Below are 12,363 nucleotides of genomic sequence, written 5' to 3'. Positions count from 1 at the left end.
CGAATCCACCCCACCGAACCGGATCTTCGCCAGGAGAGAGTTGTCCATGTCCGCGAAGATGATCGCATTTGATCAGGAAGCCCGCACCGCCATGCAGCGCGGTGTGGCCAAGCTCGCCCGAGCTGTCAAGGTCACGCTCGGCCCCAAGGGCCGCAACGTGATTATCCAGAAGTCGTTCGGCTCGCCGACGGTCACCAAGGACGGCGTCACCGTCGCCAAGGAGATCGAGCTGGAGGACAAGTACGAAGACATGGGCGCCAAGATGGTCAAGGAGGTCGCCTCCAAGACCAACGACATTGCCGGCGACGGCACGACCACGGCGACCATTCTGGCCGAAGCGATTTACAACGAAGGGCTCCGCGGCGTCGTCGCCGGTGTCAACCCGATGCTCATGAAGCGCGGGATGGACAAGGCGGTTGAGGACGTGGTTGCCGCGCTTCAGTCGATGAGCACCAAGGTTTCCACCACGAAGGAAACCGAGCAGGTCGCCACCGTGGCCTCGAACTTCGACCGCGAGGTCGGCCGGATGATCGCCGAGGCGACCGAGAAGGTCGGCAAGGACGGCGTGATCACGGTCGAAGAGGGCAAGAGCCTGAAGACCGAGGTCGAGTGGGTTGAGGGGATGCAGTTCGACCGCGGCTACCTCTCGCCGTACTTCGTGACCAACCCGCAGTCGATGGAGGCGGTCCTCGAAGACGCCTACGTCCTGATCCATGAGAAGAAGATCAGCTCGGTCAAGGACCTCGTCCCGGTCCTGGAGAAGGTGGCCCAGACGGGCAAGCCGCTCCTGATCATTGCCGAGGACATTGAGGGCGAGGCGCTGGCCACCCTGGTCATCAACAAGCTGCGTGGCACCTTCCGTTGCGCCGCCGTGAAGGCCCCGGGCTACGGCGACCGTCGCAAGGCGATGCTCGAGGACATCGCCACCCTGACCGGCGGCAAGCCGATCTTCGAGGCGCTCGGCATCGACCTCGAGAAGATCGGCCTGGAAGACCTCGGCCAGGCCAAGAAGGTGATCATCGACAAGGACAACTCGACGATCATCGAAGGGGCCGGCACCTCCGACGCGATCCAGGGTCGCATCGAGGCGATTCGTCGCGAAATCAAGGACACCAAGAGCGACTACGACCGCGAGAAGCTCGAAGAGCGTCTGGCGAAGCTCTCCGGTGGCGTGGCCAAGATCAACGTCGGCGCCGCGACCGAGTCGGAGATGAAGGAAAAGAAGATGCGCGTCGAGGACGCCTTGCACGCCACCCGGGCGGCCCTGGAAGAGGGCATCCTCCCGGGCGGCGGCGTGGCGTTGCTGCGGGCCTCGCGATCGGTCAAGGCCGGCGACATCTCGCACGACGAGAAGACCGGCTACGAGATCATCATCCGGGCCTGTGCCGCGCCGATCACCCAGATCGCCGACAACGCAGGGCAGGACGGCGGCGTGGTCTGCTCGAAGGTCCTCGATCTGAAGGGCAACGAAGGCTACGACGCGCTGAACGATGAATACACCGACCTGGTGAAGGCCGGCATCATCGACCCGACCAAGGTGACCCGCTCGGCCTTGCAGAACGCCGCCAGCGTGGCCACTCTGCTGTTGACCTCCGACGCCCTGATCGCCGACCTGCCGAAGGACGGCGAGGGCGCCCCGGCCGGCGGCATGGACGACGACATGTATTGATCGGTTTCGCGTCCGGCCTCCCGCTCGTTCAGGGGGCCGGGGCGAAGCGTTCGACGATCACGGGGGGGCTGGGATTTTCCTGGCCTCCCCTTTTTTTGTTTCGGGGCGTTCGGCAGTTGCCGAGTCCTCGGGCCACACTGCGCGTTTCATCCGAATATTCCGGAGACTTACCAAGGGAGACGACGCATGGGGCACTGTATTCAGGCGATTGTCACCCGCGCTGAAATCGCTGATCGCTTGCAGACCGCCTATCCTGAGCTTCCGCGCGTCGTTGCGAGACAGCGTTTCGTCATCTTCCCGATTGACGCCGAGTTCATCGATTCGTTGACAGAGGCCCAGCCTTCGCGGCCCAGCGACGAGACCTTTATGCTGCTGACCGACAGCTTCCGGGATTTTCTTCGTGGGCTTTCGCGTCTCGGACGCGTCGCTTACATCGAGACGGAGTATTTCGGGGGAACTGGCGGGCAAGGGGCGGTCGTCTACTCGGATTGTCAGGTCATCATGGAGCCGGAGTGGCGCGAATCGGGGCCGATCAACCGGGCGCTGAAGATGATCGGCGTGAAGCGCCACCTGCTCGGAGATCGCTTCTCGGCCCTCGGCCTCGGCGCGTACCGCTCGAACGACGACCTCATTGACGCGGCGATGAAATGATTATCTGGCCAACACAGCATGACGATCTCCGATCGATATTGATCGATCGGTGGAGGCCGCCGGAAACGGGTCAATGGGACGGGGGAACGGAGGGGGAGTCCTGGAACGAAGCATTGAGCCGAGGGAGGGACCAGCGGCGCCGGTAGGCGATCAGGCGGAGGAGCAGGCCCGCGGCGAAGACGGCAAGGAGGGAGGCGGGGGTCATCAGGTCGGCTCGATGGAGGGTGTCGATGGCCAGGCCGAGGAGGATGGCCACGCTGCCGTAGAAGTCGCCGTGGAGGACCAAGGGAACCTCGTTGACGAGGATGTCGCGGACAATACCGCCGCCGGTGGCGGTGAGGAACGAGAGGGTGACGACGCCGAAGAGATTCAGGTCGTGCTCAATGCCGATGATCGCCCCCGTGATCCCGAATGCGACGAGACCGACTGCGTCGCTCAGGACGAAGATCCAGGCCCGTTCGAGCGAGGCACGATGCTGGAGCCTCAAGAGAAGGGCGAGCGTCACCGTGCCCGCCGTGAGGTAGAAGGGCCTCAGGCCCGCCATGATCGCCGGAGGGCGATCGACGAGCAGGTCGCGGATCACGCCGCCGCCGTTGGCGGTGAGGAAGGCGAGGATGAAGACCCCCATCAAGTCGAGCCGCTTGCGAGCCCCCATCATGAAGCCGGAGAGGGCAAACGCTACACTGCCGACGATCGACGCCGTGGTGAAGACCTGGGAGGGACCGTCTCCAAGATTCAACATGCGATCGTACCGGGTGAGGAGGGAGTGAGAGGCGGAGGTTCGGCCAGAGGTGCTGATGGATCGGTTCGGTTGGGGTGAGGGGTCGGGGAGGTTGAGGCCGGGCTCGACGGCGAGGCGGAGCCCCCCTCACCTCCGGCCCTCTCCCCCGCGGGCGGGGGAGAGGGAGACGGAGTGCTTCGGGATCGCAAGGCGTTGCATTCTGCCGCGCCCCCTTCAGGCCGAACACATTCGATTGTCAGGAAGTTTGCGGGATGAACCAGGGCGAGGAGGCTCAGCCCGGGGCGGAATCGGTGGGAGTCACGGGGGTTGCAACCGTTGGGACGGGGCGGGGGCGCCTCAAGGGAAGATAGCGGAGGGCGACACCGGCGAGCAGGAAGGCGCCTCCGGTGAGGGTCGGTTCGTTGGGGGCTTCGCCGATGATGAGAAGAACCCAGAGGGGGTTGAGCAAGGGCTCGACCAGGGCGATGAGACCGGCTTCGGGGGCGGGAACGTCGCGGAGCCCTCGGGCGAAGAGGACATACGGGATGGCCATCTGAACGATCCCGAACAGCAAGAGGGCTCCGGCCTGCGGCCAGGTCGGCAGGGGGATGGAGCCGGAGACCATCAGGAGGACGAGGCCGAGGACCAGCGCGCCGCCGAGGTTGTTGACCGAACTGAGCCACATCGGGTCGAGCCCCCGGAGGCTCCGCAGGCCGACGGCAACTCCGGCGTAGCCGACCCCGCTGCCCAGGGCCATGGCGATGCCGAGCGAGTCGTTGGGCCCCCCTCCCCCGCCCCGTACGACGATCAGGGCGATGCCGAAGGCAGCGACACCGATGCACCAGAGCGATCGGCGGTCGGGCCACTCGCGGAGGAAGACGAGGCTGAGGGGGACAGCCCAGAGGGAGGAACTGTACTGGAGGAAGATGGTGTTGGCGGCGGTCGTGGCCTTCATGGCAGCGATAAACAGGCCGGTCATGGCGGCAAAGGTGATGACCAGGGGGATCATCGGCGCTCGAAGCTGCATGTTCGCGCGGCGAACCAGGGGCAGGAGGGCCAGACCCGCGAACAGGCCGCGAAAGAAAGCGATCGTACCCGCATCGAGCCCGGCCAGGCTCTTGGTAAAGACGCCGGAGAGGCTCCAGAGGACGGCGGCGGCCAGGATGCAACGACGGCCGAAGGCGCGGTCGGATCGACTCGAAGATTCCAGGGGCACGGGGCGAATGACCTCAGGGAGGAGCCGTCGCAAGGGTTCGGAAGGAGAGCGAGCCATCGTAGCGAAGACGCGGGGGTCTTGCGAAGCGTCCAGGCTTGGTGGTGGGGGTGGGAAGATGGGATTGCGCGCGGGGGCGCGGAGATGCGGAGAAGAGCGTTCGTTGTTCGCTGGCCTCGTTGTTCGGCACGCTTCGGCTCGGGGTCTGTGGGCGAGGTTCTCTCGAACTTGCTCGGTTGTCGGATTTGGTTCGAGCAACCGGCCGTTGCCCCGTCGAGGAGAATGACCGTAGAGTGAAGGAAGTGGATCGGAACACGTTGAGGGTGGGGTGAGCGTTTGATGGACGTTCTGGTCGTCGGGATCATCGTCCTGGCCTTGTATGCGATCGTCCGAATCTTCGGGGCGCTGTGGGCGGGGCTTTCCGGGGCGAGGTACCGGGCGTATCGGGCCCTGGCGCGACAGTACCGGGGGCGTTACGAGCATCGGGGGTTGGTGGACCCGCCGACGGTGAGCTTCGGGCACAACGGGTCGAGCGTTCGGGTGGGGCTGGCTCCGGTGGTCGCCGGGCAGCCGTCGATGCCCAGGACTCGGGTGGTGACGCGGTTCGCGGCGGGGATTCCGTTTCGGTTCGAGCTGTTCCCGGTGCAGCGGCCGTCTCCGAAGCAAGTGCCGCGAGGGACTCGGCTGGTGCGAATGGGGGACCCGGTCTTCGACCGGCATTACGTGGTGAGGGCCAACGATCCGGAGATCGCAAGGGAGTTTTTGAACCGGGACTCGGCCCGGTCGGCGATCGAGGCCTTACGAAAACTGGGACCACCGGGGGGAATCCTGGTGTCGGTCAACCCGGAGCGGCTGCTGGTGCAGATCGACCGAAACCTGGGGCAAAGCGTTTCGGGGCTGGACTCGGCCGTCCGGGAAAGCCTGGTCCTGCACGACCTCTTGCGGTCGAAGATCACCGAGCGCATGGCCGAGGGGATTGCGATTGTCGATGTCGGCGCGTCGAGCCCGGTGGAGGCCGGGCCGCCGATCTGCAAGGTCTGCAACGAGCCGATCGGACCGGACGAGGCGAAAGTGATCTGCGCCTCGTGCAAGACGCCGCATCACCGCGATTGCTGGACGTTTGTGGGAGCCTGCTCGATTTACGGGTGCCAGGGAAAGCAGTGTGTGTCAGCGTGAGGGAATGTCTGTTGTGGGAAACGGCCCCTTTTCGAAGGGGTGGCGAGGGGGATAAGATGGGGGCGTCCTCGATCCGTCTGGGGGTGGTTGTCGTGTCGCCGGGACGCAAATCGGTGCGCCGTTGCCTCAATAATCGCGGCCGAGGTCCGAATCGAATCTAGAGGAGGGACCTTGCCATGTCTTACGGCGGTAATGCGGATGCCAGCGGGATCCAGGTTACGTTCCTGGACCAGACCGGATCGAAGTCGGTCAAGGCGGTGATCGCCTACAGTGTTCCGGTGAGCCGGATCCTGCCGAACATCATCACGAAAATGAACCTTCCGACGACTGGTCCGGACGGTCAGCCGTTGAGCTATTCGCTCGACCACAAGGAAGGGCGTCGGCGATTGACCGAGGCGCAAACCCTGGTCGAGGCGAGCGTTCAGAACGGCGATCACTTGATCGTTTATCCGGAGGTGGTCGCGGGCTCCAGCGGGTGAGTTCCTGCCGGGGGTTCGATGGTTGTGATGCGATGCGTTGAGCGTGAGGCCCTGCGTCATGCTTCGGAAATCGTATGATTCGCCCCAGTCTCGCCGATTGCGATCGGATCGGTCGGCGATGGAGCGTTTGCAAGAGGAGAGCACGATTGTCCGGTTTCGGGCCTCGGGCGATCCACCGCAGCGTTATCTGGTCGAATTCCGGGGTCGAAGCCTGGCGAGAGAGCGGGGGAAGATCATCGCCCAGGACTCGCATCAGGTGGAGATCAAGCTGGGGGCCTCGTACCCGAGGAGCATGCCCGAGCTGCGCTGGCTGACGCCGATCTATCACCCGAATATTTCGGAGATCGGCCTGGTTTGCCTGGGCGGCTACAACACGCACTGGGTGCCGAGCCTGCAACTCGACGAACTGTGCGAGATGCTCTGGGATATGGCCCGGTTTCACAACTACGATCTCCGCAGCCCTTATAACCGTGATGCAGCCCTGTGGGCGGCAAACCAATCGACGTTTGCCTTCCCGATGGATGCTCGGCCGCTGCGTGACGTGAGAGCTGCGCAAGGCCGGTTCGAGCCGGAGGGAGTGGCCTCGTCGCAGGGGACCGAGGGGGAGCCGATCGTTCTGTTCGACGAGGAGGTGGCCCTGCCCCCTCGGCGCGAACCGGCCGCGGCTCCGGTGCGGCGGGAGCCACCGCCGGACATCATGTTCATCGAATGAGATCACGATCCGACGCAACGGGACGGGAGCCTTCGGATCGTGGACGACGACATTCTGCACATCGACGACGACGACCGCTATAGTCGTCTGCGCCTCATCTCGTGGTGGCGACAGGATCGGCTGGCGGCGGCGAAGGTGCTGGTGGTGGGCGCGGGGGCGCTGGGGAATGAGGTCCTGAAGAACCTGGCGTTGCTGGGGGTCGGGACGGTGGTGGTGATCGACCTGGACGAGGTCGAGGCGTCGAACCTCTCGCGATCGGTCCTGTTTCGAGCCGAAGACGGGGGGCAGCCGAAGGCCGAGGTGGCGGCGCGTCGGGCTCGAGAGCTGAACCCGGATGTAAACATCCGGGCGATTCATGGAGATGTGATCACCGACGTGGGTCTTGGTCTGTTTGCCGAGATGGACGTGGTGATCGGCTGCCTCGACAACCGAGAGGCGAGGCTCTGGGTCAACCGCCAGTGCTGGAAGGTGGGAACACCCTGGGTTGATGCGGGGATCCAGGAGATTCAAGGGGTTGTCCGGGTGTTCGTGCCGCCGGACTCGGCCTGTTATGAGTGCGGGATGACGAGCCGGGACTATCAACTATTGAACCTACGTTATAGCTGCCCCTTGCTCCGTCGAGAAGACATTCTGGCGGGGAAGGTGCCGACCGCGCCAACGATTGCCTCAATGATGGCGGCAATGGAGGTGCAAGAGGCGTTGAAGCTGATTCACGGGATGCTGGTGCAGGCCGGCTGCCTTCATGTCTTCAACGGGGTGGCGAACACCTTCTATACGACCGAACTGCCGCGCAAGGATGACTGCCTGAGCCACGAGACCTATCCCGAGCCGATGCGGGTGGACCTGGGCCACGCGGTGACGGCGGAGGAGGTGTTCCACGTGGTACGGGATCATCTGGCCGGGCCGTTGGTCTTGAGCCTCGATCGGGACCTGGTCGCGGCGATCGAGTGGCCGCAACTGGGGAAACGGCAGGAGGTGATGAAACCGAGGTCGAAGGTCACCCTGGCCGAGGCAATCGACGCAGAGTCGGGCGAGACCGGGAGGCCCGAGTTGATTGCGATGGTCGAGGAAGGGACCCCCCTGGCGGGGCGATCGCTGGCCGAACTGGGCGTACCCCCGTACGATGTGGTCCGCGTGGAAGGGCTGGATGGGGCGGTCTTCGTCCTGCTGGGGGCCGACCGGGAGCGGGCGATGGACGCCTCGGGGAGAAATTCATCGAAAAACACTCATTGACTTGACTCTGATAACCATGAGCCAACCGTGAGCAGTGATCGCGACGAGATTCAGTTTGATGAGGTGAGCTACCGGGAGCCGCTTCGGCTGCGACGGCCCGACCGGGATCGGCGGTTTGCGTGCCTCGCGTACGGGAACCCGGGTCCGGAGGATCTGGCGATCTTCGTCGATCGAGTGACGGTTGACGCGATCGAGCGTCATGCGCTGAGCGACACGAGGGTGGAGCTTGGGGGCATCCTGCTCGGCAAGGAGTGCGTGGACGAGGAAACGGGGAGGCCGTTCGTCTGGATCTCGCAGGCGATCGAAGCGAAGCATTACGAGAACACGCAAGCAAGCTTTACCTATACGCACGACTCGTGGGAGGAAATTACCCGAGAGCGGGACCGAACGTATCCGAACCTGGACATCGTTGGTTGGTATCACACGCATCCGGACTTCGGCATTTTTCTGTCGGGGCACGATGTGTTCATTCAGCAACACTTCTTCGGCCAGCCGTTACAGGTGGCCTATGTGGTGGATCCGATCCGCCAGACTCGGGGCATTTTTCAGTGGCGGGATGGCGGGTTGAGGCAGGTCGAGGGGTATGTGGTCGTCTCCCCTCGGGACCAGCGGAGGGCTCTGGCCCGGACGGTCGACGACCTGGAGGGGGTGCTGGTGGCCGAGTCCTCGGGGGGACTGGGCGCACTCTCGCCCCGCCTGGAAGCGGAGCTGATCGCCATGCTGAATCGACCGCACACCGCATCGGTCACGACAGCCGACCGGGGCCAGTCGGCCGCGGTCTTTACCCTGCTGGGGATCATCTTCGGCGTGCTCGGCCTGGCGTTGGCGCTCTGGATTGGGGCGTTGACGAGTCAGATCCGGGAGCAGTCGCGATCGCTCGGCAGCCTGAAGGCTGAGCTAGCCCGCGCAAATGAGGCTCGCAAAGCATCGGACACCGCCGAGCGTCTCCGAGCGAAGGAGCAGGCGATTGACGCCTTGCTGGCGGAGGTTCGCGTGGGGGATTCGAACGAGCGGTTCACCCGCGTTTATACTCAGTTGCGCGAGGAGCGCGATCGGGCCGTGGCCGAGGCAGCCCTGGTCGAGCAGGTCGGGCGCGATCTGATCGCCAAGGATCGAGAACTGGGGGAGATGCGTCGCCAGGTGGCGATCCGGGACCAATCGCTTGCTCAGATGGAAGACCTGCGCGAGGAAGCGGATCGGCTCCGGTCGGCGAACGAACGGCTGGCCCGAGCGGCTTCGGGAGATGGGACCGCGATCGACGAGGTGCTGGCAGGCAATGCCGATGGGATCGACCGGCGGTACACGGTGGCCTGGTATGCGGCGGTCGGAGGTTGGTCGGTCGCGGTCTTGCTTGGCCTGGGCTTGGTAGCGACCATTGCGCGATCGGTCCCGCATGCCAGAGACGTTCCAGAGCCCCCTGCCCCGACCGGTCGGGGCGGATCGGCCGAAGGACCGCATCGGATCGATCACTAAGTGGGAGCCCGATGGGCTGTCGAGGCGCGGTCAGGGAAATGATCGGCTCGGGGACGTGACCGAACGGCATACGGAGGTCCGTCGACCGGTACCCACTGGTCGGATGGGGGAAAGCTTGGAAAATAGGGCGATCGAATCGGACAACGCGGGCAGTCCCGCGAAGGTTGGTCACCGGGTCGGATGCCGGACCCGGACGGGGGGAGCCCGTCTCGTATGCCTTTCGATGCCCTGAGGTGGTTTGTCAGTCGTCGGCCGGCAGTGGTCGTCGCGTGCTGGGTGGTGGTTCTGGTCCTGGTCGTCCGCCTCGCGCCGGACTTGACCCGGATCGCGGCCGAAGGGCAGGCGTCGCTGCTTCCCGAAGGATCGGAGAGTGCGATTGCCTCGAAGATCCTCGGCAAGACCTGGCCGGAGCAGTGGTTCGACTCCTCTGCGGTGGTCGGGGTGTCCAATCCCAGCGGCCTGACGGAGGAGGATCACGCTTTTGCGGTGATGCTGGCGGATCGGTTTCAGGCGAGCGACCGGCCGGAGGTGCTGTCGACGGTTGTTGCCCCGTCACCTGATGAGCCGGAGCTCTCGGCGCGGCTGATCAGTGAGGATGGAACGCTGCTGCTGATGTTCGTGGCGATTGAGGAAGCGTTCGTCAGTCCGACGAGTCAGGAGGCGGTGGCCTGGCTGGAACGGGAGGTGGCGGCGCTCGACTCGGAGCGGCCGGAAGGGGTGTCGGTCGTCTGGAGCGGTGCGGCGGTGATCGGTCGGGACTACATGGAGAACGTCCAAACGACGCTCGACCGGGCGGCGATCGCGGCGTTCTTCCTGCTGTTGGCCGTGTTGCTGATCGTTTATCGGTCGGTCTTTCTGGCGATGGTCCCGTTGATCACGATCGGCGTGAGCCTGTTGATTGCTCGGGGCCTGCTGGCCTGGGGGGCGGAGCTGGGCTGGGAGGTCTCGTCACTGGTCGAGCTGTTCCTGGTGGTCTTGCTGTTTGGGACGGGGACAGATTTTTGTCTCTTGCTCTCGTGGCGATTCGGGGAGAACTGGAACGCCTCGAACCCGAGCGCGGCGATCCGGACGACGCTGGGAAGGGTCGCGCTGGCGGTCGTCACCAGTGCGTTCACGACGATCATCGGTCTGTCGTTGATGGGCCTGACGCGGTTTAAGCTGTTTTCGAGCACCGGGCCGAGCGTCGCATTTGGCCTGGCGATCACCGTGGTGGCGGCCCTGACTCTCGCTCCGGCCTTGCTCCTGTTTCTGGCGCGATGGAGGCCCCGATCGTTCACCGGCCTGACGAGACCGCCATCAGGATACTGGGATCGGCTTGGCCGGGCTGTGTTGAAGCGTCCGTGGCTGGCCTGGGGCCTGACTCTGACCTTGATGATGCCGATGGCGGTGCTCGGGCTTCGTCTGACCGCGCAGAATGCGTTTATTCAGGATACGATCTCGGAGATGCCCCCTACGGCCGGATCGGTCGAAGGACTGGCCTTGATCTCGGCAAAGTTCGGTGAAGGGGCGACGGCTCCGATGGCGGTGTTGCTGGAGGCGAGGCCGGAGGATCCGGACTTCCGCAGCTCGGTCGGTCTGGCGGCGCTGGATGACATTAGCCGGTTACTCTCGCACCAGCGGACGCTGGTCGAGGTTCGATCGGCCACGCAGCCACTCGGAACAACAGCCCCGCTGGAACCGGCTCGGCTCTCGTCGCGGCTGTCGGCGGTCAACGCGGGGTTTGAGCGCCTGGTTGAGGGAGCCAAGGAACTGAAGGCGGGGCTCGATGAAGGGGGAGGTCGGATTCGAGGGGCGATGCTGCTGGGGGAACTGGCAGGGGCCGATGTGCTCGGGCAGCTTCCCGGCACCTCCCCCCCTACTCCGGAGCCGGAGCCGGAGCCGAAACCGGAAGACGAAGGAGGTCGTCGGTCACAAAGTGATCCGGTGACGGCGGGATTACGGCGGGCGACCTCAGCGATGCTCGGTCAGTTCGGCGGGGCGGCGGCGGCACAAAGTGTCTCGTCGATCGGACCGGTCGAGGGGGATGGCCCGGTGGCGCAGTTGCTCCGGGAGCTGGCCCGAGCCGCGGAAGGAGCCGGCCAGATTGCCGAGGGGGCGACCCGAGCCCGTCGGGAGATTAGCAACATCCTGGAGGACCCGGTCGGCCGTCGGGCGCTCGATCGGTTGTTAATCGACGAGCAGACGATCGAGGAGAATCCGGAGCTGCTGCGCGGGTTCGAAGCGTATCTGTCGGAGGATGGTCGGCAGGCTCGGATCGATCTGGTGCAGGCGAGCCGGCCGTTCTCTCCCCAGGCCCTCGACCAGGTGGAGACGATCCGGAGACGTTTGCAGGATTATCTGAGCGAATATGACGAGGAGGACCCGATTCACCCCTCGGCGATGGTGGCCGGGCCGAATGCCGAGGGGGCCGACATCCGAGCCCTGACTCGTCGGGATCAGTATCAGACGTGGATCATGGTGCCGCTCGGGGTGTTCTTCGTGCTGGTGGCGATGCTGAGGGCGCCGCTGGCGTGCGTCAATCTGGTGGCGACGATGATCCTGACCTACGCCTTCGCCCTGGGGATCACGCACGTCGTGTATGTGTGGTGGGGCGGGGCCGAGGGGCTCGACTGGAAGGTGCCGTACTTCCTGTTCGTGCTCCTGGTGGCGGTGGGGGTCGATTACAATGTGTTTTTGATGTCGAGACTTCAGGAAGAAGTCCGGGCGCTGGGGCTGAAGGCGGGGATCACCAAGGCAATCGGTCAGACGGGCGGGTTGATTACTTCGGCGGCGGGGATTACGGCGTGTAGTTTCGCCGCCATGATGTTCAGCCCCCTGCTCTCGCTTCGGCAACTGGGCTTTGCCCTGGTCATCGGTATCGTGACCGACGCGGCGCTGGTGAGGCCGGTCCTGGTGCCTTGCGGTCAGTGGTTTTTGAACAGAGGGCGTGAGAAGCGTCGGCAGAAGGCGTTGACGCGAGCAAACGCTCCGGGAACCTCGGTGCCACAGTCGAGAGAAACGATCCTGTCGTAGTGTCGCCGTCCAAGAGGAGGCGGG

Annotated in this window: 10 protein-coding genes; 8 read left to right on the top strand and 2 right to left on the bottom strand. The window is 64.7% G+C overall.

Annotated features, from left to right (window positions below):
• Window positions 1–46 precede the first annotated feature (46 nt).
• Both groL and HG800_RS12675 read left to right on the top strand, forming a co-directional pair.
• Window positions 47–1,669, top strand: a complete 1,623-nt coding sequence (gene groL / locus HG800_RS12680) for a chaperonin GroEL (protein ID WP_169976992.1) — start codon at window positions 47–49, stop codon at window positions 1,667–1,669.
• A gap of 186 nt (window positions 1,670–1,855) precedes the next feature.
• Entirely contained in the window at window positions 1,856–2,320 is a 465-nt protein-coding gene (locus tag HG800_RS12675) for a hypothetical protein (RefSeq protein ID WP_169976991.1), read from the top strand.
• Between the two features lie 70 nt (window positions 2,321–2,390).
• Here the strand turns inward: HG800_RS12675 and HG800_RS12670 are convergent, their stop codons facing one another.
• Together HG800_RS12670 and HG800_RS12665 are read right to left on the bottom strand one after the other, a co-directional pair.
• Entirely contained in the window at window positions 2,391–3,062 is a 672-nt protein-coding gene (locus HG800_RS12670) for a trimeric intracellular cation channel family protein (RefSeq protein WP_169976990.1), read from the bottom strand.
• Between the two features lie 271 nt (window positions 3,063–3,333).
• Window positions 3,334–4,314 (bottom strand): DMT family transporter, encoded by a 981-nt coding sequence (locus HG800_RS12665; RefSeq protein ID WP_169976989.1) that lies wholly within the window; start codon window positions 4,312–4,314, stop codon window positions 3,334–3,336.
• Between the two features lie 279 nt (window positions 4,315–4,593).
• Between HG800_RS12665 and HG800_RS12660 the strand changes: the two genes are divergently transcribed.
• The 6 genes from HG800_RS12660 (at window position 4,594) to HG800_RS12635 (ending at window position 12,339) form a co-directional block, all read left to right on the top strand.
• Window positions 4,594–5,430 (top strand): RING finger protein, encoded by an 837-nt coding sequence (locus tag HG800_RS12660; protein WP_169976988.1) that lies wholly within the window; start codon window positions 4,594–4,596, stop codon window positions 5,428–5,430.
• 176 nt (window positions 5,431–5,606) lie between these two features.
• On the top strand, window positions 5,607–5,909 hold the full coding sequence (locus tag HG800_RS12655; RefSeq protein ID WP_169976987.1) for an EsaB/YukD family protein: 303 nt from the start codon (window positions 5,607–5,609) through the stop codon (window positions 5,907–5,909).
• Between the two features lie 58 nt (window positions 5,910–5,967).
• A complete protein-coding gene (locus HG800_RS12650; RefSeq protein WP_235963645.1) occupies window positions 5,968–6,621 on the top strand; it encodes a ubiquitin-conjugating enzyme E2 in 654 nt (217 codons plus the stop codon).
• Window positions 6,622–6,660: 39 nt separating this feature from the next.
• Window positions 6,661–7,854 carry a HesA/MoeB/ThiF family protein gene (locus HG800_RS12645; RefSeq protein ID WP_315852028.1) on the top strand — a complete coding sequence of 398 codons (1,194 nt, stop codon included), beginning with the start codon at window positions 6,661–6,663 and terminating at the stop codon, window positions 7,852–7,854.
• 27 nt (window positions 7,855–7,881) lie between these two features.
• Window positions 7,882–9,327, top strand: a complete 1,446-nt coding sequence (locus HG800_RS12640) for a Mov34/MPN/PAD-1 family protein (protein WP_169976986.1) — start codon at window positions 7,882–7,884, stop codon at window positions 9,325–9,327.
• Window positions 9,328–9,540: 213 nt separating this feature from the next.
• Window positions 9,541–12,339 (top strand): MMPL family transporter, encoded by a 2,799-nt coding sequence (locus HG800_RS12635; RefSeq protein ID WP_169976985.1) that lies wholly within the window; start codon window positions 9,541–9,543, stop codon window positions 12,337–12,339.
• Window positions 12,340–12,363 lie beyond the last annotated feature (24 nt).

This window comes from Tautonia rosea (genome assembly GCF_012958305.1).
Taxonomy (GTDB): domain Bacteria; phylum Planctomycetota; class Planctomycetia; order Isosphaerales; family Isosphaeraceae; genus Tautonia; species Tautonia rosea.
Note: the sequence above shows the minus strand (reverse complement) of the source record. Positions and strands in the feature narration are given on the sequence as shown.

What these genes read in the sequence shown, in the direction of transcription:
- groL (WP_169976992.1), top strand. Translation starts at nt 47, where the DNA reads ATGTCCGCGAAGATGATCGCATTTGATCAGGAAGCCCGCACCGCCATG.
- HG800_RS12665 (WP_169976989.1), bottom strand. Translation starts at nt 4,314, where the DNA reads ATGGCTCGCTCTCCTTCCGAACCCTTGCGACGGCTCCTCCCTGAGGTC.
- HG800_RS12655 (WP_169976987.1), top strand. Translation starts at nt 5,607, where the DNA reads ATGTCTTACGGCGGTAATGCGGATGCCAGCGGGATCCAGGTTACGTTC.
- HG800_RS12660 (WP_169976988.1), top strand. Translation starts at nt 4,594, where the DNA reads ATGGACGTTCTGGTCGTCGGGATCATCGTCCTGGCCTTGTATGCGATC.
- HG800_RS12670 (WP_169976990.1), bottom strand. Translation starts at nt 3,062, where the DNA reads ATGTTGAATCTTGGAGACGGTCCCTCCCAGGTCTTCACCACGGCGTCG.
- HG800_RS12650 (WP_235963645.1), top strand. Translation starts at nt 5,968, where the DNA reads ATGCTTCGGAAATCGTATGATTCGCCCCAGTCTCGCCGATTGCGATCG.
- HG800_RS12675 (WP_169976991.1), top strand. Translation starts at nt 1,856, where the DNA reads ATGGGGCACTGTATTCAGGCGATTGTCACCCGCGCTGAAATCGCTGAT.
- HG800_RS12635 (WP_169976985.1), top strand. Translation starts at nt 9,541, where the DNA reads ATGCCTTTCGATGCCCTGAGGTGGTTTGTCAGTCGTCGGCCGGCAGTG.